Here is a 19,699-nt window from a genome sequence, read left to right on the forward strand (position 1 = left end):
GGTCACCTCGTCGCCACCGTTGTTGGCGTAGATGGCGATCGTCCCCCGGGGCCTGATGACGGCGAGGTCGAGCGGCAGGTTGGCCGCCGGGGCGACCTCGACGACGATGTCGACGCCCGCAGGGGCGAGCGCGCGGATCGCCGCAGCCGCGTCGTCCTCGCGGTAGTTGACCACGTGCTGCGCCCCGGCCGCCGTTGCGAGCCGGGCCTTCTCGTCGTTGCTGACCGTCGCGATGACGGTCGCGCCCGCCCATCGCGCGAGCTGGATGGCGGCGTTCCCGACGGCTCCGGCGCCACCCGCGACGAGGACCGTTCGGCCGGCGAGCGCGGCCGGGGAGAGGCGGGTCGGCCCACCCTCCGACGTGGTCAGCGCGCGGTGGGCGGTGACCGCCGGCACCCCGAGGTCGGCGCCGAGGTCGAAGCCGGCACCCTCCGGCAGGAGGTGGACGCGGTCTGCCGGCACGACGGTCTGCTCCTGGGCGGTCCCGGTCGGGCGACCGTGCTGGGCCAGCATCACCCAGACCCGGTCGCCGACGGCAAGCTCCTCGACGTCGTCGCCGACCGCGTCGACCACTCCCGACCCGTCCTGGTTGGGCACGATCTCTGCGAAGGCCATCGCGGCGCCCGTGCTCCCCGCCCGCGACTTCCAGTCCGTCGGGTTGACGCCGGACCGCACGACGCGCACTCGCACCTCACCCGGTCCGGGGGTCTCCGGCTCCCGCTCGACGAGCTCGAGCACGTCGCTCGATCCGTTCTCGGAGAACACGACGGCACGCATGGTGGGTCCTTTCGCAGGGGTGCGGGGGGTCTTGACCCTCTCACCTTCACGCGAGGTCGCGCATCTGCGGCGAAGTCCCGCACCCGGGTGCGCGACCTGACCGCAGCTGCGCGACCTCGGCCGCACCGCGGCATACCGGAGTGAGACTGGGCTTGACCCTCACGCGACGTGAGGCTCCACGCTTCTTTCCATGACCGGAGGAACGATGTCGACGAGCGAGACCGACAGGACCGACAGGACCGACAGGACCGACAGGACCGACAGGACCGACCACGCCCTCACCGCGCTGACGGTGGGGCAGGTCGCGGACGAGCTCGGCGTGACGGTGCGCACGCTGCACCACTACGACGGGATCGGGCTCGTGCGGCCGAGCGAACGCAGCCGCGCGGGCTACCGCCTCTACACAGGGGCGGATCTCGAGCGGCTGCAGCACGTCGTCGTCTACCGGCGGCTGGGCTTCTCCCTCGAGGAGATCACCGAGCTGCTCGAGGCGACGGGCAGCGACCTCCAGGCCCACCTGCTCCGGCAACGGGCCACGGTCATCGACAGGTTGAGCGACCTGCACGACCTCGTCGACGCCATCGATCGAGCACTGGAGAAGGAGAGGATGGGCATGCAGCTCACACCACACGAGCAGAAGGAGCTGTTCGGCGGCGTGTTCGCCGAGCACCAGGAGGAGTATGCCGCCGAGGCGGAGGAGCGCTGGGGCGACACCGACGCCTGGAAGCAGTCGTCGGCGCGCACGGCCAGCTGTACGAAGGCGGACTGGGAGGCGATCAAGGCGGAGATGGACGAGGTCAACGCTGCTGCCGTCGCGGCCCTGCGGTCGGGCGAGCCGGCCACGAGCGAGGCGGCCATGGACGCTGCCGAGCGTGCGCGCCAGCACATGGAACGCTGGTTCTACGACGTCTCGCCGCAGTTCCATCGCAACCTCGGCGACATGTATGTCTCCGACCCGCGGTTCACCACGACCTACGAGGACCTCGCCCCCGGCCTCGCCGCCTATCTGCGGGACGCGATCCACGCCAACGCCGACCGGCTGGAGGCGGGCGCGGGCTGATCGGCGCACCTGGTGTCCGGACTTCTCCTCACGTGCGGAGAAGTCCGGACCGGGCCCCCTAAGCCTGACGGACCCCTGCCCTAGGCTCGGCCCGTGACGACCCCGACCCCACCCGTGCCCGCGGCAACCGGGGTCCTCATCGCCTTCGAGGGCGGCGACGGCGCGGGCAAGTCGACGCAGGTGAACCTCCTCGCCGGGGCGCTCGAGCGGGCCGGCCGCCGCCTCCTCGTGACGCGGCAGCCGGGCGGCACCCCGTTGGGCGCGCAGCTCCGCGAGCTCGTGCTCCACGGCGAGCACGTCGCCCCCCGCGCCGAGGCGCTGCTGTATGCCGCCGACAAGGCGCAGCACGTCGACGCCGTCATCCTGCCGGCGCTCGCGGCCGGCACCGTCGTGATCACCGACCGTTACGTCGACTCCTCGATCGCCTACCAGGGCGCCGGCCGGTCGCTCGGCGTGGACGACATCAGCCGGCTGCAGCAGTGGGCCGTCGCCGGCCGGCTGCCCGACCTCACGATCCTGCTCGACGTCCTCCCGGAGGTCGGCCGGTCCCGCCGCGGCGCCGTCCACGACCGGCTCGAGGCCGAGGGAGACGCGTTCCACGCGGCTGTCCGCGCGCACTTCCTCGTCCTCGCGGCCGCCGCACCCGAGCGCTACCTCGTGGTCGACGCCGCGGAGGCACCCGAGGCGATTCACGCGCGCGTCGCTGCGTGGCTGACCACCGCCGGGGTGCTGGAGTGACCGTCTGGGACGACGTCGTCGGCCAGCCCGAGGCGGTCGCGGCGCTCACCCGCGCGGTGACCGTGCCCGAGGCGATGACCCACGCGTGGCTGTTCACCGGTCCGCCCGGTTCGGGTCGCTCGGTCGCCGCGCGCGCCTTCGCCGCGGCGCTGCAGTGCCCCGACGGGGGCTGCGGCACCTGCCGCGAGTGCCGCACGGCACTCGACGGCACCCACGCCGACGTCACCGTCGTTGCCACCGAGGGCCTGTCGATCAAAGTGGCCGAGATGCGGGCGCTCGTGCAGGAGGCGGCGCTCAAACCGTCCGTCGGGCGGTGGCGCGTCATCATCGTCGAGGACGCCGACCGCCTCACGGCCTACAGCGACGCCCCGGCGAACGCCCTGCTCAAGGCCCTCGAGGAGCCCACGCCCCGCACCGTGTGGATCCTCTGCGCCCCGTCGCTCGAGGACGTCATCATCACCATCCGGTCGCGCTCGCGCCACGTGCGCCTGCGCACCCCACCGGCGGAGGACGTCGCCGCCCTCCTCGTCCGCCGCGACGGCATCGCCCCCGCCATGGCCATGTATGCCGCCCGCGCGGCCCAGTCGCACGTCGGCCTCGCGCGCCGGCTGGCCCGCGACGAGGGGGCCCGCATCCGGCGCCGCGACGTCATCGCGATGCCCGGCCGGATCCGCACGATCGGCGACGCCATCGGCGCCGCCGCCGACCTCGCGTCGATCGCCGACGAGGAGTCCACCGCGGCCACGACCGAGCGCGACGCCGCCGAGCGGACCCGACTCATGGAGATCCTCGGAGCCGACCCGTCGGCCCGCACCCAGCCGCCCCACATCCGCTCGCAGCTGGGCGCGCTGGAGAAGGAGCAGAAGACCCGCGCGACCCGCTTCGGCCGCGACGTCGTCGATCGCGCCCTCGTCGACCTCCTCTCCGTGCACCGCGACGCCCTCGCTCTCCACTTCGGCGCCCCCGTCGCGCTGGTCAACCAGGACAGCATCGACGTCGTGCGACAGCTCGCGAACGGCCAGAGCCCCGAGCGGCTGCTGCACGCGATGGACGCCATCGGGGAGGCCCGCGAGCGGATCAACGCCAACGTCCCGCCGCTGCTGGCCCTCGAGGCGATGACCGTGACCCTGCACCAGGGGGCCTGAGCCAGGCGGCATACGGACGTCAGTGGGGGCCGACAGGATGACGGGTTACCGTTGTCCCTCGACGTGCGTGCAGGGGCCCGCGCCAGAAGCCAGTAGGAGTCAGCACCCATGACGCAACCGGCGCGCCGACTGCGCAACGTCCGCCGGGTCGCAGGCCTCGTCACGGTCGCCGTCGCCACCAGCCTCGGCCTCTCGTCCTGCCTCGTCCTGCCCTACCTGCCGGGCAACGGCGCCAGCTCGAGCTCGAGCCCCAGCAGCGTCCCCGTCACGCCGCAGACGCCCCCCACCGGGACGACCGGTCTCGAGCAGTTCTACGGCCAACACCTCTCGTGGTCCTCGTGCACGGGCGGCGAGTGCAGCAAGCTCATCGTCCCGATCGACTACGCCAAACCGGCGGACGGCACGATCCAGCTCGCCCTGCTCAGGGTCCCGGCGCGCGACGGGTCGCAGCGGATCGGGTCGCTGGTCGTCAACCCCGGCGGCCCGGGTGGCTCGGGCGTCGACTATGCCAAGGCGGCAGACCAGATCGTCGGCAACGAGGTGCGGCGCCGCTTCGACATCGTCGGCTTCGACCCCCGCGGGGTGGGCCGCTCGGCCCCGATCGACTGCCTCAGCGACACCGAGCTCGACACCTTCCTCGGTGGCACCGACCCCACCCCCGACAACGCCGCCGAGGAGCAGAACCTCGTCGCCGAGGACAAGAAGCTCGCCGACGGCTGCGCCACCAAGAACCCCAAGCTGGTCGGTCACGTCTCGACCGTCGATGCGGCCAAGGACATGGACGTGCTGCGCGCAGCGCTCGGGGAGCAGAAGCTCAACTACCTCGGGAAATCCTATGGCACCTTCCTCGGCTCGACGTATGCCGACCTGTTCCCCAAGCTCGTCGGCCGGATGGTCCTCGACGGCGTGGTCCCGCCCGATCTGACCTCCAAGGAGCTCAACATCGGGCAGGCGAGCGGCTTCGAGCTGGCCACACGGTCCTACGTCGCGGACTGCATCAAGAACTCCGACTGCCCCGTCGGCCAGTCGGTCGACGAGGGGATGCAGTGGATCCGGGACTTCCTCCGGGGCCTCGACTCCCAGCCGATCGCCGTGACGGACGACCAGCGGGTCACCAAGCTCACCGAGGCGTGGGGCTCGATGGGCATCGCGCAGGCGATGTACGACCAGTCCCTCTGGCCCACTCTCAGCGACGCGCTCAAGAACGCCAAGGACGGCGACGGCAACCTGCTCATGCGGCTCGCGGACGAGATGGCCGACCGCACCCCCGGTGGTCAGTACTCCGGCAACATCATGGAGGTCATCTACGCGGTGAACTGCCTCGACCGGCCCGACACGGCCGACCCCGCCCAGGTCGAGGCGAACGCCGCCGAGGCGCTCAAGGCGTCTCCCACCTGGGGCAAGTACCTGGCCTGGAGCTCCGTGGCGTGTGGCGAGTGGGACGTGAAGTCCACCGGGACGCCGCACAAGGTCACCGCGGCCGGCTCCGGTCCGATCGTCGTCGTCGGCACGATCCGTGACCCGGCCACGATCTACGCCTGGTCGGTACAGCTCCGCCAGGAGCTCTCCAACGCGGTCCTCATCACCTGGGACGGCGACGGGCACACGGCATACAAGCGCTCGAACGCGTGCGTCGACGACCCGATCGACAACTACTACGTCAACGGCACGACCCCCCAGGACGGGCTCACGTGCTGAGGCCATCAGCGAGCCTGCCCGAGGGCCTGCTCGAGGGGCCGGATCCGGTTCGGAGATTCGCTGACTTGTCCGTATAATGGTGCCCCGTGCCGCAGGGGAGACCCCGCGCCGCACGCCGCCTTAGCTCAGTCGGCCAGAGCGATTCACTCGTAATGAATAGGTCATCGGTTCGATTCCGATAGGCGGCTCCAATAAAGGTGCAGGTCAGCGGCCTGCCCGCCTCTCCGTAAGGTCCGTCAACGGAACCTCGGGGCACACGAGCGATAGCGGCGGCCTCATCCAGCCGCACGGCCACCGCGTCGAGGTCATCGTCGAACAGGCCGGAGTTGACGTCTAACGTCATCGCGGCCGAGGCGTGGCCGAGCGTCCGCTGAACCACCTTGACGTTGGCGCCGGCGCTCACCGCGAGCGATGCCCCCGTGTGCCGCAGCTCGTGCGGGGTCAACCCGGCCAGACCGGCGTCCGTGGCCGCAAGGTCGAACACGTCCCGGCGGAAGTTCAGGTTCCGCGCGACGGTGCTGGCCGGGGGCAAGATCATGGTCTCCGGGCGACCGGGGTGGGCGAGACGGTGCTGCTGCGCCCGCAGGCGCTGGTCCGCAGCTACGAGGCCCGCCCGGCCACGGCCGCCGCCGCAGCTGGGCGCGATCATGACCGCGCTGCACGCCCACCTGTGCACCGATGTCGGATTCGCCGGTCTGCCGGGCAACCGGGGCCCGACCGATCAAGGCGCCAGCGCGCTGGACACGAACCGCTGCGCCAGCGCCGGGCTGTTGCGATGACCCGCGGCCAGTGGGACCGGCGGTGGTGGCGGGACCAGTTGGGGCGGGACCAGGGGCGATCACATTGTGGGTGGCGGTCATTCTCGCGGTCATTCTCGCGGCCATCCTCGCGGTCGCCGCCCTGGTCGCTGACGGCGGCGCGCGGATCCGGACCGCGGAGCGGGCCGACATCGTCGCCGGGGAAGCTGCCCGCGCCGCCAGCTACGCAGCGAACCCGACGACACCAACCGCACCTCGGCTGCCAAGCCGACCCCAGCGTCACGTCTGCACTCAGGCCAGCCCATGCCGACGCACCCACCGAGACCGTACCTACCGGGACTGCAGCCACCCCCACGGGCTCCCAGCCGGCCCAGACCACGCAGGCCGCCCAGGTCACCGTGGAGAAGGGGGACACCCTCTCCCAGATCGCCGCACCCGCAGGATGTCGGCCGAACCGAGAATCGGCAGGGATCTGGAGCGACGGCCATCAGCCGGACAACCAAACAGCCGCAAAGGAGGTCAGTGCTGGTGTTCCGGGGACCGCCAGGGGCGAGCCTTCCCGGCTAGGAGTGAGGTGAGGTCGGGCTCGAGGGCTGGTCGACCGGTGAGCCAGCCCTGCAGCTGGACGCCCGTAGGGAGGGCAGATCGTTGGGCTTCGGTCTCGACACCCTCGACGATGCAGGTGAGGTGAAGCTCGGCGGCGAGGCCGATGACGGCGCGCACGATGGTCCGACAGGTCGGGTCGTGGAGGAGTCCGGCGGTGAAGGAGCGGTCCACCTTGACCGCGGACACCGGCAGCGTCACGAGGTAGCTCAGGCTGGCGTAACCGGTGCCGAAGTCGTCAATCGTGATCCCGACACCGTACTGGCGCAGGGTCTCCAGGGTCGTCAGCGCAGAGGGCCCCGCTTCAAGGAGCGAGGATTCGGTCAGCTCCAGCACGAGATCGTTGGCCGTGAGGCCGTGGGCCCGCAGGGTGACTCGAACATCGTCGATCAGGCTGGCGTGCTGCGCCTGCAAAGCCGACACGTTCACGGCCATCGTGACGTGCGCCATCCCGGGAACTGTTGCACGCCACATGGCGAGCTGGGCGCAGGCCGTGTCCAGCATCAGCATGCCCAGCGGGCGGATCAGCGCGTTAGACTCGGCGACCGGGATGAAGACGTGCGGGGGAATGATCCCGCCCTGACCGTCGGTGAGACGGGCCAGCGCCTCGAAACCGACCAGGTCACCGGTCGCCGCGTCGACAACCGGCTGGTACGCCGCGACCAACGTTGGCGCTCCCCCGGGAGCCGGCACCGTGTCGGGTGCGACAGCCCTGCGCAGCAGCTGCTCCACCCGCCCCCGCTCGGCCAAGGCGGTGCGCAGCCCGTGCTCGAAGACCTCGTAGCGGTCCTTGCCGCCGTGCTTGGCGTGGTACATCGCAGCGTCGGCGTCGCGCAGGACGTCATCAGCCTTCACCGCGGCAATGCCGGCGTAGGTGATGCCGATACTGGCCGTCACCACATGCTCGACCCCGTCGACCCTGACCGGCTGCCGCAGCGCCACCGTAAGACGTTCGGCCACTTGGATCGCGAGTTCGCGATCATCGACCGGCTCGACGTGACGGACCTTTCCGACCGGTCCCACGTGCGTCTTGTTGACCGGCCCGTCGTTGGTCCCGGAGAGGGGCCTGTTCTGCGGTGCGTCGCCGGGTTCGCGTTTCCAAGGTTCCACGATGACGACGAACTCGTCACCCCCAACTCGGGCGATAGTGTCCTGCTCACGCAGAACGGCACGCATCCGGCGGGTGGTCTCGATGAGGACCGCGTCGCCCGCGGCGTGGCCGGCAGTGTCGTTGACGCGCTTGAACCCGTCGAGGTCGCAGAACAGGACGGCGGCCTCGCGACCGGTCTGCGCCGCACGGGCGAGGGCCTCCTCCAGCCGGTCCATGAGCAGCGCCCGGTTAGGTAGCCCGGTCAAGGGGTCGTGCAGTGCGCTGTTCTGCAGCACGGCCTCCGCCTCAACGATGTCGGTGACGTCCCGGACGACACCCAGGACCTCGATCACGTGGCCGTTGGCGTCGCGGTGGAACGGGGTGACCCGGCGACTCAGCCAGTGCCAGCTGCCGTCCGTGTGCCGCATGCGGTAGCGGATCTGGAGCACCTGCCCATCGACGAGGTCGGCCGCGGTGACGTTGGCTGCTCGCAGCCGCCCCTGATCCTCGGGGTGGACCAGCGCCGCGATGACGCCGGCCCCATACCCGATCAGCACCTCACTGCGGATACCGACGACGTCCTTGCCCGGTGGGGCGTAGACGACTGCGCCGGATCCGAGGTCGGTGACAAAGGTGAAGTCCGGTGTGGCAGCCAGAACCGCCGACAGCAGCGCCGTGGCCTCTGTGGCCTCCGTAGCCTCGAGGCGCGCCATCTCCAGGTCGGTGACCACCGCGTCGTTACCCCACACCCGCTCAGCCGACCCGGCATGTTGACCCACCCCGGGCGGGACATTCAGGTCCGGGTCCAGATACCGGCCCAGGTCCAGGCTCAGGGGGAGGGTTGACACACCACGGACCGGGCGGGTGACTTGGGAGGCGGACGCCCAGCGACCGTCTGCCGACATCACCGACCGCCAGTCACGGGGCATCGCCACGACGTCGTAGTCAGGGACAGCACGGAGGGAGTGGACGGCGGGGACGGAGGGGACGGAGGGGATGGAGGGGATGGAGGGGACAGAGTGAGGCCCCATCGCCTCCCGCTGGGCGCCACCAGAGACCCCCGCAGTCCGGCACCACTTCTGCACCAACGTCACGCTGTGCTTCGCTGCCTCACGCCGGGTCCGCTTCCCGGCCCACCGCCGAACCGCCGCGACACCGACCAGCCCGGCCAGCAGTACCACTGCTGTCTCCAGCCGGACGGCGGTGATAATCGGTCCGGTGTCCCCCTGCAACTGACGGACCGCGAACGTCACGCCGACACAGCCCGCGACCACCCCAGCGCTGCACCCGACTACGAGGGCCAGCAGCCAGGTATCGGCACGGCGCAGCGATCTCGGCCCTTGGTTGCTGCCCTGGCCCACGGGACGCGGATACACCACGTGCAAGTGTCAACCGGTTCAAAGCCGCAGCACATCAACCAAAAAGACCACCTTCCTCGGCCAAAGTCCGCCGCCACCTCTGCACCCTCGGTGGGAGGTCGGAAAGAAATCCCCGCCGCGTCTTCCGATTGTTGTCAATCCGAAGCTGCTCTTTGTGACGAATACCCCAACGACCCACGCGGTTGACGGTCACTCGTGCCCCTTCCTGGGAGCGGTGCGCCCGTCCCCCCGCGTCTTCGGGACCGCATGTACGACCGACTGCGTAGGAGGGCCAGCAGTGGAGGCCGAAGAGATTATGAGGTGGTTGTCCGGGTTGTCCGCGCCGGACCGGGCGCTGGCCCCGCTGCCGGAACGCCTGGGTCTGGCGTGTGTCGCCGTCACTGTCGCCGATGGCGGAGCGATCACCCTGCGATACACGGGCCAAGACCGGGTCACGCTGTTCGCGACCGACTGGGTCGCTGGCCGCCTGGAGGACCTGCAGGAGGTCGTAGGTGAAGGCCCCGGGTGGGACGCTCACGAGGGGGACGAGGCGGTAAGTGCCGGTCTGGGCGACACGACGGCGTGGCCGACCTTCGTTCCGGCTGCGTGGCAGGAGCTCGGGTCGGTGTGGGTGTGTGCGGCCCCGATCCGGGCCGGCGGCGCGCAGGTCGGGGTCCTGACCCTCTACTGGGCGACGTCCCCGCAGATCGAGCCGGACCTGGTGGCGATTCAGTTCCTGGCCGACGTGGTCGGTGCCGCGTTATATCGCTCGCCCGAGGCGGACCTCGCTAAGCAGGTGCCGTGGGCCAGCCGGGCTGGGATCCACCAAGCCACCCAAGTTGTGGCGGCCCAGCTCGCTGTCCCTTCCGAGGACGCGCTGGCGCTCCTCCGGGCGCACGCCTTCACCAGCGGAAAAGCCCTCAACGCCGTCGCCGAAACGGTCCTCACACACGAGCTGACCTTCAGCCCCACCCGCGCCAGCAGCAGCGAAGGCGCCTAGGGCGTGTCTCCAGTTGCTGGGCGCGTCCTTGAGCGATTGTGGGAGGTGGGCGCTTGACGCATCGTCACGCCCGTCGTCCCCTCACCGCTGGTGTCGCCGAGCACCCCGCTGCCGGAAGGTGCGGGTCGCGACGTATGCCGCCGTCAAGGCCTCCCAGTCGGCGCCCATCGGGTGCTCGGGGTGGCGGATCCGCCGGGGACGCGACGCCGTCGAGGGAGATGTTGAGGTCGACGCGGACCGCCATGGGAGTTCCTCCGGGAGCGTGGTTGCTCGACGTATCTCACGGCGAAGCCTCGGACGGCGTCTCGTTCTGGGACGGCGTGCAGTGTGGGAAGCGGTGCACCTCCTGGCGCCAGCCGACGGCGGTCGCGATCCTGCCGGCCCAGTACCGCGCCTCGGCATAGCCCGGCACGTCCACGACCGCGAAGCCGCCGAGATGCTCCTTGGTTTCGACGTACGGGCCGTCAGTGAAGACTGACGTGCCGCTGCTCGCGTCGACGCTGCACACGACGCTCGAACCGTCCAGGCCGACGTCGCTGAAGATGAAGACACCGGCTACGGTCATTTCCTCGATCACCACCCTGCTGACGTTGCCCCGCTCGCGCAGTTCCGCCATTTGTGAGGTCGGGCACACACTCGTCGTTGAAGGCGATCAAGTAGGGGTCCAAACCGGCTGGTACGGACATGCCCGAGGCGAGCTTGGCGTCGGTTGCCCGAGCTCCCAGCCCAGCAGCCGCTGGGTAAGCCGACGCATCCCCCACCCGGCGAGCCGCAGGCCAATCACCTAGGCCCCGGCGGCGCCGCCGACGAAGTTCACCCAGTTATAAGGGCGGGTCGCGGTGGAGAGGGCGCTGGTGTACCGGCCGGACGCCAACGCCGGTAGGTGAGAGAGCCCGCCCGTCACAGGCAGCAGCGCGCAGGCGATGTGCTGATCGAACGCCATGTGCCACAACAGCTGCGGGTTCGTCCATCCGGTGCCATCGGTCGCCCCGTCAAGCCGATCAGTCCACCCGGTCGCCAGCAGGACCTCGAAGTCCCGCGCCATCCATTGCAAGTCGAGACGCACCTGGTCCGGCAGCTCCACAACACGCTACGCCGCCCGCGAGGGACGCTGACACTCCTCACCCCGGCTGCCGAAATTCGGCACCGGCGGATGGCCGGCACCACCTCGAGGCCATAAGTATTCACGGTGACCTGGCGACGCACCTGCGTCCTATCGCCGCGTATCGATTTTCACCAGCGGGGGGCCGCAGCACATTGCCTATGAACCTAGCGGTGTGCCTTCGAGTCTGCGGACGCAGACCCACGTCATGATCTCGGCGATGGTGTCGCCCATCGGTCGTGCTTCTGGCTCGGCAAGCCACGCGTCGAGGGCGACGTGAAAGATCAATGCGCCCGTCTCGGCGAATATGGTGGCGCTGCGCTGCGCTTCGCCTCGATCGACGAACGCGGTTCGCGCTGCCGCGACGAGGTCGGCCCGCTTCCGGGCATCGCGGTCCCGCAGGGAGTCGTCGGCGTTGATCATCCGCCGCCACGCCGCCGTCTCCTCCCGTCGCCCGTCAAAACGCGTTGCCGCGACCTCGTCGAGCACCAGGCGGATGACGTCGATCGGCTCCAGTTCTGGCGGGGCCTCGCTGATCAGGCGCGCCGCGGCCCGCGGGATCTCGTCCCCGCCGAAGATGACCTCTCGCTTGTCGGCGAAGTAGCGGAAGAACGTCCTGGTGGTCAGGCCGGCGCGAGCGGTGATCTGCGGGACCGTCGTCGCCGCGTAGCCCTGCTCCCCGAACAGGTCGAACGCCGCCCGTTCGAGACGCCCACGCGCATCCGGAGCCCATCTCATCTGCCCATCGTAATCGATGACACGTCGTGTCATACTCGTCGATGACACGGCATGTCATCAACGGATGAGTTGGCCCACAATGACCCGATCACGATGGACCCGACGCCACGCCGGCAGCACCACCGGCTGCCCCGGCGGTGACCCGATGAGCGACACCAACGAGGCTCAGTGGCTCCTGTCGACCATGGGCCGGTTCGAGGTAGGCCCTGCCCCACTACCCACAGCTGGACCAGGGGAAGTCGTCCTGAAGGTCCGCGCCGTCGCCATGAACCCCGTCGATGCCATCACCGGCCCACTGCGGCGGATCGTCACGCCGTGGGGGCGCTATCCCACCGTGATCGGCAGCGACGTCGCCGGAGAGATCGTCGAGATCGGTCAAGAGGTCACCCGGCTGCGCCCCGGCGACCGCGTGCTTGGCTACGCGGCGGGCCAGGAGCGAGCTCGCAACACCCCAGCCGAAGGCGGCTTCCAGCGGTACGTGGTCGTCCTGGCGAGGGTCTGTACAGCCATCCCTGACCACGTCGCCTTCGAGACGCCGCGGTGGTGCCGCTCGGGCTCTCGACAGCGGCGGCCGGACTGTTCGAGCCCGACCAGATCGGTCTCCCTTACCCCGGGCCCGTGGCGGAACCGCGTCATGACGTGGCGCTCGTCTGGGGCGCCTCAACCAGCGTCGGGTGCAACGCCGTGGAACTCGCGCGGGCCAGCGGATACACCGTGCTCGCCACCGCGGGCACCACGAACCACGAGTATGTCCGCTCGCTCGGGGCCGAGGCGGTCTTCGACTACCGCCAACCAGATGTCGACGACAAGGTCCTCACCACCCTCGGTGATCGCCCCCTGGCCGGAACCATGGCCATCGGGCAGGGCTCCTTGACGCACGCCCTGCGCATCGCGCGTCGCAGCACCGGCACGAAGCGGATCGCGTCCGCCTACCCCGACCCCGTCACGAAGGCCCCGGGCGCTGATCGCGCGGACACGGGGACTGCACGTCAGCAGCATCTGGGGCGGCACCCCAGTCCATTCAGCCATCGGGCCAGCCATCTTCCAGGACTTCCTCCCTGCGGCACTGGGGGACGGGCGGTTCCGTCCCGCACCGGACCCGATGGTCACCGGCCACGGGCTACCTGCCGTGCCCCACGCGCTCGACACCCTCCGGGCCGGTGTGTCCGCAACCAAGATCGTCGTCACCCTCGACTGACCCCGACGCAGCCGACACAGACTCGATGAACAGGAGAGACAGCTTGGACACGCAAAAGACCTACCTGGTGTTCGGCGCCACCGGTCACACCGGTCAGCACTTCACCTCGCTCGCTCTGCAGAACGGGCACCGAGTCAAGGCGCTAGCACGGACACCGGGCAAGCTCACCAGCAGGAACCCGAACCTCGAGGTTCACCACGGAACCATCACCGACCCTCCCGACCTGGACCCCCTCCTCGACGGCGTCGACGCCGTCGTGTCCATGCTGGGCGACGCGCAACTGCAGCAGACCAGCCCCATCAACACCGCCTTCATCCGCAAACTCATCCCCGCAATGCGGCGCACCGGCGTCACCCGCTTCCTCTACCAAGCCGGCGGACTCAGCGCAGCACCCGGCACACGACTGTCGCCGGCGCTGTGGACAGTGCGGAACACCATCGCTCGCAGCTACATCGGCCAGCACCAAGACAACGAGGCGGTGATGCGCTACCTGACCGACGACGCCATGGACATCGAGTGGATGGTGCACCGCGCCGGAATCGGCTCAGACGGCCCGTCCAAAGGTGTCCTCGAACGATCACACAAGCGCATGAGCATCGCCACATTCCTCGACTGCGCGTCCTACAACTACCGTCTCCTCTCCGATCCGACAGCCATCCACACCTGCGACCCCAGCGCCTACCAAAACTAGACGGCTGGGCGACGACGACGGCGCTCGCCCGACCCGCGCGGCCGATGGGCAAAGGCGTTCGGTGCGAAACGCGACCCGCGTTCTTCCGCCGCGTTGCTTCCGCCCCTTCCGCCTCCTGACGGGGCTGCGCCGGCGATGGACTTCACGATGGATGGCTGACGAAGCCGAGCAGGAATCGTGAGCACTAAAACATACCCTCGTGGTTTCGTGCCTTCTGCGCCACTTTCGTGACGTCGACGCCGTATGCCTGGCGTCCCATCGACGCAAACGCGGCCAACCTGATTCCAGCCCGCTGAAAAAGCCGCTCCGCCCCGACCAGGTTCCCGCGAGCAGCATGGGTGAGAGCCACGCAGACCTGCGCCAGTCCCTGCCACAGATCCCCCTCCTCGGTCGGTCCGCTTTTCACCGTGCCTCGAGGACCTCGTGGGCCGCGTAGGAGCGGCCGGCGTCAATGAGTTCTCTCGCCTTCTTCAGCGCCTCGTTCGTCGCCAGGGGTTCCGCCGACACCGGCTCGACACCCTCAGCGCCGTAGGGCAGCAGACGGCCCAGCGCGTCTCGGGGCCTCGCCTGACGAGCGCGACCCTTAGTGTCCCGATCCCGCTCTGTTCCCGTTACGACATTGGCCTTTCAGAAGAGAGCGAGAGCCTGCTGCCTCCCGCTTGCGTCTCTTCGCTGCGAGCGTGCCTACCGCGGCGGCGCCGGTTATCGGGGGTGGGGTAGTACGTGCGCGAGTTGGGCGCGGAAGAGGACGTCGTCGTTAAGGAGCTCGCGGGGCAGGCTGCCGGTGACGGCTAGTCCCACGGCACCGTGGACGAGGGTGTAGGCCTGAACGAGGAACATCAGCAGCTGGGCGTCGCGGGGGACGCCTGCGGCGTCGGCCCAGCGACGGAAGTGGCGTTGCAGGGCCGCTGGGACCGGTGGCCCGGCCGGTAGTTCGACCTCACCCGACGCGACGGCGGCGGCGAGGGGGTCTGTGAGAGCCCGGACCGCCTTGTCCTTGGCGTCCAGGAGGGCCGGACGGTCCTTCAGCCGGGTCGCGGTCGCACTGTGGGCGAGCTCGAACAGCGCTGGGTGGTTCATCGCCCAGGTGCGGTAGGCCAGCGCGGCCTCGGTCCAGGCGTGGATGGATCCGCGTCGCCGGCCGCCGGCGGTGATGGTCTCAGTGGCGAGGTCGGTGAAGGCCTCGACGATGAGCGCCGTGAGCAGGTCGTCGCGCGAGGGGTAGTAGTAGTGGACTCCTGCGGCGGCCATGCCGAGCCTGGTGGCGATGCCGCGCAGCGTCACCGCGTCCGGCCCGGACTGGGCCAGGAGCGCCCGAGCGGCGTCGCGGATCTCGATGAGGGTCGCCTCGCGCCGCTCCGCGCGGCGGGTCGGCGTCGTGGTCACGGGCACCGGCCGAGTCTAGGTCTGCGTCAGCCCGCTGCCGTCGTGCCCGCTTCAGTGGATGTCGGCGGCCCCGCCTCGACCCGCTGCACCAAGTTGTCCATGGCTACCCGCATGCCCTTGTGGAAGCGGCGCTGCATCAGGGGTCGGTACAGCCACGCGAGTGGCCCGGACACCTCGGCGCCGTGGGTGATGCGCAGCAGGCCGCCCGGCAGATCGCTCAGCCCATGCGTGAACGCGAATGCCGCGCCTGGGGCGGACGACACCTCGGTGTAGCTGATCAACGGGGTGACCTGGCTGTACACGAACGGGGCAGCTGGTCCCCTGGCCGGGTGGTTGCGGCCCCGGACACCGAGTTCGATCGGTCCCTCGGACTCGATCCGTTCGATCAGCGGATCCCACGAAGGCGCCAGGTCGGTCGCCTCGTACCACGCCCACACCGTCTCCCGTACGGTCCGGGCGTCACCGGAGACCTCGACCTTCCACATTGCTACCCCGTTCGCTCGTGAAGCGGTGACTGATGTTTGAGCACCACTCAAACTATGAGTTGAGAGTAGCTGCAGCTCCCCTGGTGCACAACCATCCGCACACAGGTGTCGCGATGGTCGAGCGCCGCTTGAAATCGCGACCGGCTTGATGACCGACCGGTGCTTCCAGCCGCACACCAACGTCGAGTTTCTGGCCTTCCTCAAGCGGGTCCCCAAGGCCTACCCGAAAGTCCATCGGCACGTGGTCCGCTTCGGCCGGGCAGATCGACGTCGCATCCACAGCAGCGATCACGGCCTCGACGATGGTCCAGTTCGGCCTCAAAGCATCTGACGACGAGCGGTCAGGTCGCGATCCTCTCGCACAAGCAGACGCTTCTTTGGTCAGGGATTCACTGGGCGAGCAAGGACCCTAGGCCGGCCCGTTCCGGCCTCGGGTCCGGCCGACAAGGATCGGCTGCGCGGAATCCAGACCGGTCCGACGTTCACCGTGGGATCCGCTGACCGGAAGCTGCCAGTGCCCTGTTCGTACCATCTCGCATACGCGTTCGAGTTCTTGACGGTACCTTTACCTATATTGGTCACGAGGGGACAATCTGGCCTGACCCGTCCGGGGAAAAGCACCTCTGTAGGTCGACCATGGCTCCGTGGGGGCGCGGAACGCCGTGGGGGGCGGGCCGCGCTCCCACCCACCTGTTGGGTTCCAACGGACGCGTGTCGGCCGTTGGAGCCGAGCCTGCCGCAGGACGTATGACCGGACGCTTCGCCACGGTTGCGGCCATCGTCTGGGGTGCGTTGGTTCGACTTCCGAAGAAGGATTTCACTGGGGACTGCTGAAGTGACGCACCCGGACTGGTCTGGCACAGCCCATTCGACGAGCGGAAGACGGGGCCCCAGCTCCCCGACCTGGTAGGCCTCGACGAAGACGAGTGGCTCATCGTCGGCCTGGATATCGGCGGCGGCCACAGTGGGTATCCCTTGCGCGTGCTGGCCGTGCACGTAAGCCTCTCTGAGTCAGGGGAGTTCGACGTCCTGCCGTAGATCGCGGTGTGTCCACAATGGTGAGATCTCGATTACAGAGTTCCTGATCCACGACGTCGACCCATACGAGGTGCTGCAGGCGATCACGCAACAATTTGATTTGCGCCTGCGCACTCGCGGCAGCCGGGCGTTACCCATTCGGATCATGTCGACATCCGACGTGCCGGAAAAACTCTAGACGAAGGTCGCACGCGAATGCTCCGCCGCTACCGCCTCGACGACTGGACTCCCGCCGCTGGTCCCGAGGACGAGTGGCTCGCCAGTTGGGCCACCGCCGGCTGGGTCCCTCATCACGCCGAGGGCGGCACCTGGAATGAGGTCAGACGACAGACGTTGAATGGTGTTCTCGCAGTTAAGACCCCGTATGGCCGCCTTCGATGCAGGTCAGAGAGGTCCGAGAATAGATCTCGTAGTGAATAGGTCATGGGTTCGATTCCGATAGGCGGCTCCACCAGACACACCGGCCGGTCAGGCCCCCGGACCCTCAGTGGTCTGTGCGGCGCCGACCGCCGGACCGGGAGTGGCCGCGGGGTCAGCATGGTCGCACCGTCGGTGCCTGAGGATCGAGGCTCGGCGCCCACGGCAGCAGGATGGTCGGTCGAGCTGGTGGCCGGAGACCGGTGCTGCCCGTGGGCCCCCCGACACGTTCGCTTACAAACGGATACGCCGCGACATACCACCTAGTAAATCTATGGCGTAGGTCACGTCCGCGCAAACGGCTGCCGCCCTCGCGCTGACGCCAGACATTTCAGCCGCCCACACGAGCGGGCCCGCCGTCCCATTGCTGTGGGACGGCGGGGCAAAACACTCACCAACGCAGTACAGGATACTCAAATGCGCAACAGTTTGAAGATGAAGATCGGCGCCGGCGTCACCGCCCTCGCAGGGCCTCGGCAAAGTCGTGTTCTAGCAGGTCAACAGGCACGTGATGGCTTGGTCGGGATGTGAGGCGTGATGTCGTAGGGCGGTGGCGATGTTGGTCCAGCCGGCTTGTCGGAGCAGGCTGATGGCGGTATTGCGCAGGGTGGCCATGACTTGTGGGGAGTTGCCGGTCCGGACCTGGGAGCGGTCCTCGTCGTAGGTGACATCTCGGACCCAGTGCAGGCGGTTCTCGATGCCCCAGTGGCCCTGAACCCAGGCGGCGAGGGTCGCCGGTGGTGCGGCGTGGTGGTCCGCCGAGGTGATCAGGTACACGACCTCCACACTCTTCTTGCCGTGGCGGGTGACGGTCCGGCGGACCTGCGCGACCTGGGCTGCGCCAGCGAAGTGGACCCAGGCGGGTGCGGTGACGACCTTGATGGTGCGGGTCACCTGACGCCCGTGTCCGCGGGTGGTGACGCGGTGGTCGGGGACGGCGTTCCAGGGCAGGTCCTTGCACGCCCGGTGCAGGGTGGGCTGGTTCTTCTTCACGGTGAACAGGTAGTCCCCGCCCGCGTCGATGATGGCTTGCGCGGTCTCGACCTGGGTGTGCATCGCGTCCACGGTCACGACGACGCCGGCCAGGTCGAAACAGGCGAGCAGGTCTCGTACGGCGGGGATCTCGTTGCTCTTGGCGGCGACCGCGACCTGCCCTACGACGGTTCCGGTGGCGTGGTCGAACGCGGCGACCAGGTGCGGGGCGACCGCGTTCAAGGTACGCGCACCGCGCACGGTCTTGCCGTCGAGCGCGATCACCCGCCGACCGCCTACGAGGTGGGTGCGGGTCCACACGAACGCCCCGATGATCTGGTCCAACCGGTCGGCGTGGAGACCGGCCATGGCCCGCCGGATCGTCGACTCGCTCGGACGCGCCCGGCCCGTGACTCCCAGCAGGGCCATGGCCGGTTCGGACTGGTCCACGGCCCATTCCCCGATCGCGGCGAAGGACCGTGCGCCGGCCAGGACCGCCGCCAAACCCACCGCCAGGATGGCCGGCAGCAGGTGGCGCACCCCGCGCGCCGACCGGTGGTCCGGCACCGACTCCAGCAGGGTCAGCAGCTCGGGTCGGCTCGGCGCTTGCGCGGGGGCACGGGTCGTGGGCGAAGATGACATCGGCGGGTGTGGTCCTCGGCGTGGTCGGCTGTGTGAGAACTTCCATCCAAGCCCCAAGGGCCACACCCGTCACACACGCCACACCGATCACAACCCCACGAAACCGCAGGTCACAGCCACACACGAGGACTTTGCCGAGGCCCTGACCGCCCTCGCCCTGGCCGGCACGCTGGCCGTGGTCGCCTCCGGCACGACGGGCGCGTACTTCAGCGACACCAAGTCCGGTGGCATCACCGGAACCGTCGGCAGCATCCACGTCTCCGTGAGCGGCCAGAGCAGCGACGGTGTCAACGGCAACGGCATCAACCTGACCTACAGCAACCTGATGCCCGGCGCGGTGCAGACCGTCACGTTCGACTTCCAGAACACGGGACCGGTCGCCCAGGACGTCTTCATGACGTTCCCGAACGTCCCGGCACTGCACGCGCTGAACAACCTCGGTACCTATGGCGAGGTCCACGTCGCCAGCAGCGGCACGCCCTTGTTCGACTCGGCCAACCTGAACGACGGGCGCACCAGGGCGGACGGCACCAACTCGTGCGGCGCCCTCACCCCGGCCGGCTGCTGGCCGCTTCCGACCAGCCTCAAGGTCGCCAGCAGCGTCGCTCCGGGCGCTTCCGGCGTGGTCACCTTCAGCTTCGGCTACGCGAGCAAGCTCGGCAACGGCTCCAACGGTGGCACCGGTGGCGTGTGGAACAGCTACCCGGTGCTCGATGCCTACGGCGCTGACACCACCCCGACCCCCGGCACCGGCCTGCCGGTCAACGTCGTCGCCACCCAGGTCGGTCAGCAGCCCTGATGAC

At 69.3% G+C, this 19,699-nt stretch carries 17 protein-coding genes, 1 tRNA gene and 1 pseudogene; 9 read left to right on the forward strand and 10 right to left on the reverse strand.

The window, feature by feature from the left end; all coding sequences use genetic code 11:
- Positions 1 to 777: NADPH:quinone reductase (locus tag Q0R63_RS22645; RefSeq protein WP_295702365.1), on the reverse strand; the 777-nt coding region annotated here is incomplete at its 3' end.
- A gap of 190 nt (positions 778 to 967) precedes the next feature.
- Here Q0R63_RS22645 and Q0R63_RS22650 point away from each other — a divergent pair.
- From Q0R63_RS22650 to Q0R63_RS22670, 5 genes are all read left to right on the forward strand, one after another.
- Entirely contained in the window at positions 968 to 1,837 is an 870-nt protein-coding gene (locus tag Q0R63_RS22650; protein ID WP_295702366.1) for a MerR family transcriptional regulator, read from the forward strand.
- Between the two features lie 93 nt (positions 1,838 to 1,930).
- A complete protein-coding gene (gene tmk, locus Q0R63_RS22655) occupies positions 1,931 to 2,575 on the forward strand; it encodes a dTMP kinase (protein WP_295702367.1) in 645 nt (214 codons plus the stop codon).
- On the forward strand, positions 2,572 to 3,720 hold the full coding sequence (locus Q0R63_RS22660) for a DNA polymerase III subunit delta' (protein WP_295702368.1): 1,149 nt from the start codon (positions 2,572 to 2,574) through the stop codon (positions 3,718 to 3,720). Before tmk ends, Q0R63_RS22660 begins: the two co-directional genes overlap by 4 nt.
- Before the next feature lie 108 nt (positions 3,721 to 3,828).
- A complete protein-coding gene (locus Q0R63_RS22665; RefSeq protein ID WP_295702369.1) occupies positions 3,829 to 5,418 on the forward strand; it encodes an alpha/beta hydrolase in 1,590 nt (529 codons plus the stop codon).
- Between the two features lie 114 nt (positions 5,419 to 5,532).
- Positions 5,533 to 5,609: transfer RNA gene (locus Q0R63_RS22670), tRNA-Thr, on the forward strand.
- Positions 5,610 to 5,692: 83 nt separating this feature from the next.
- Here the strand turns inward: Q0R63_RS22670 and Q0R63_RS22675 are convergent.
- Positions 5,693 to 5,917, reverse strand: a pseudogene (locus Q0R63_RS22675) (tyrosine-type recombinase/integrase); the annotation flags it as partial.
- Positions 5,918 to 6,695: 778 nt separating this feature from the next.
- Positions 6,696 to 8,618, reverse strand: a complete 1,923-nt coding sequence (locus tag Q0R63_RS22680) for a GGDEF and EAL domain-containing protein (protein ID WP_295702370.1) — start codon at positions 8,616 to 8,618, stop codon at positions 6,696 to 6,698.
- Positions 8,619 to 9,543: 925 nt separating this feature from the next.
- Here Q0R63_RS22680 and Q0R63_RS22685 point away from each other — a divergent pair.
- A complete protein-coding gene (locus Q0R63_RS22685) occupies positions 9,544 to 10,227 on the forward strand; it encodes an ANTAR domain-containing protein (protein ID WP_295702371.1) in 684 nt (227 codons plus the stop codon).
- Between the two features lie 280 nt (positions 10,228 to 10,507).
- On the opposite strand, the gene Q0R63_RS22690 is transcribed toward Q0R63_RS22685, so the two are convergent.
- From Q0R63_RS22690 to Q0R63_RS22700, 3 genes are all read right to left on the reverse strand, one after another.
- Positions 10,508 to 10,843, reverse strand: a complete 336-nt coding sequence (locus Q0R63_RS22690) for a YciI family protein (protein WP_295702372.1) — start codon at positions 10,841 to 10,843, stop codon at positions 10,508 to 10,510.
- A gap of 168 nt (positions 10,844 to 11,011) precedes the next feature.
- On the reverse strand, positions 11,012 to 11,311 hold the full coding sequence (locus Q0R63_RS22695) for a hypothetical protein (protein ID WP_295702373.1): 300 nt from the start codon (positions 11,309 to 11,311) through the stop codon (positions 11,012 to 11,014).
- 177 nt (positions 11,312 to 11,488) lie between these two features.
- Complete coding sequence (locus Q0R63_RS22700) at positions 11,489 to 12,100, reverse strand: TetR family transcriptional regulator (protein WP_295702374.1); 612 nt, start codon at positions 12,098 to 12,100, stop codon at positions 11,489 to 11,491.
- Between the two features lie 151 nt (positions 12,101 to 12,251).
- Between Q0R63_RS22700 and Q0R63_RS24695 the strand changes: the two genes are divergently transcribed.
- Together Q0R63_RS24695 and Q0R63_RS22705 are read left to right on the forward strand one after the other, a co-directional pair.
- Entirely contained in the window at positions 12,252 to 12,941 is a 690-nt protein-coding gene (locus Q0R63_RS24695) for an alcohol dehydrogenase catalytic domain-containing protein (RefSeq protein WP_366521200.1), read from the forward strand.
- A gap of 367 nt (positions 12,942 to 13,308) precedes the next feature.
- Positions 13,309 to 13,956, forward strand: a complete 648-nt coding sequence (locus Q0R63_RS22705) for an NAD(P)H-binding protein (RefSeq protein WP_295702375.1) — start codon at positions 13,309 to 13,311, stop codon at positions 13,954 to 13,956.
- A 184-nt stretch (positions 13,957 to 14,140) separates the two neighbouring features.
- Here the strand turns inward: Q0R63_RS22705 and Q0R63_RS22710 are convergent, their stop codons facing one another.
- The 4 genes from Q0R63_RS22710 to Q0R63_RS22725 all read right to left on the reverse strand — a co-directional run bounded on the left by Q0R63_RS22710 (position 14,141) and on the right by Q0R63_RS22725 (position 18,896).
- Complete coding sequence (locus Q0R63_RS22710) at positions 14,141 to 14,362, reverse strand: DUF309 domain-containing protein (RefSeq protein WP_366521199.1); 222 nt, start codon at positions 14,360 to 14,362, stop codon at positions 14,141 to 14,143.
- A gap of 296 nt (positions 14,363 to 14,658) precedes the next feature.
- Positions 14,659 to 15,348, reverse strand: a complete 690-nt coding sequence (locus Q0R63_RS22715; RefSeq protein WP_295702376.1) for a TetR/AcrR family transcriptional regulator — start codon at positions 15,346 to 15,348, stop codon at positions 14,659 to 14,661.
- Positions 15,349 to 15,368: 20 nt separating this feature from the next.
- On the reverse strand, positions 15,369 to 15,827 hold the full coding sequence (locus Q0R63_RS22720; protein WP_295702377.1) for a hypothetical protein: 459 nt from the start codon (positions 15,825 to 15,827) through the stop codon (positions 15,369 to 15,371).
- Between the two features lie 1,944 nt (positions 15,828 to 17,771).
- Positions 17,772 to 18,896 (reverse strand): ISAs1 family transposase, encoded by a 1,125-nt coding sequence (locus Q0R63_RS22725; protein ID WP_295702378.1) that lies wholly within the window; start codon positions 18,894 to 18,896, stop codon positions 17,772 to 17,774.
- Between Q0R63_RS22725 and Q0R63_RS22730 the strand changes: the two genes are divergently transcribed.
- On the forward strand, positions 18,880 to 19,695 hold the full coding sequence (locus Q0R63_RS22730) for a hypothetical protein (RefSeq protein ID WP_295702379.1): 816 nt from the start codon (positions 18,880 to 18,882) through the stop codon (positions 19,693 to 19,695). The two genes, Q0R63_RS22725 and Q0R63_RS22730, sit on opposite strands and share 17 nt — an antisense overlap.
- Positions 19,696 to 19,699: the final 4 nt, after the last annotated feature.

Source organism: Lapillicoccus sp., from assembly GCF_025353065.1.
Taxonomy (GTDB): domain Bacteria; phylum Actinomycetota; class Actinomycetes; order Actinomycetales; family Dermatophilaceae; genus Lapillicoccus.

What these genes read in the sequence shown, in the direction of transcription:
- Q0R63_RS22650 (WP_295702366.1), top strand. Translation starts at nt 968, where the DNA reads ATGACCGGAGGAACGATGTCGACGAGCGAGACCGACAGGACCGACAGG.
- Q0R63_RS22665 (WP_295702369.1), top strand. Translation starts at nt 3,829, where the DNA reads ATGACGCAACCGGCGCGCCGACTGCGCAACGTCCGCCGGGTCGCAGGC.
- Q0R63_RS22685 (WP_295702371.1), top strand. Translation starts at nt 9,544, where the DNA reads ATGAGGTGGTTGTCCGGGTTGTCCGCGCCGGACCGGGCGCTGGCCCCG.
- Q0R63_RS22690 (WP_295702372.1), bottom strand. Translation starts at nt 10,843, where the DNA reads ATGGCGGAACTGCGCGAGCGGGGCAACGTCAGCAGGGTGGTGATCGAG.
- Q0R63_RS22700 (WP_295702374.1), bottom strand. Translation starts at nt 12,100, where the DNA reads ATGACACGACGTGTCATCGATTACGATGGGCAGATGAGATGGGCTCCG.
- Q0R63_RS24695 (WP_366521200.1), top strand. Translation starts at nt 12,252, where the DNA reads ATGGGCCGGTTCGAGGTAGGCCCTGCCCCACTACCCACAGCTGGACCA.
- Q0R63_RS22720 (WP_295702377.1), bottom strand. Translation starts at nt 15,827, where the DNA reads ATGTGGAAGGTCGAGGTCTCCGGTGACGCCCGGACCGTACGGGAGACG.
- Q0R63_RS22725 (WP_295702378.1), bottom strand. Translation starts at nt 18,896, where the DNA reads ATGTCATCTTCGCCCACGACCCGTGCCCCCGCGCAAGCGCCGAGCCGA.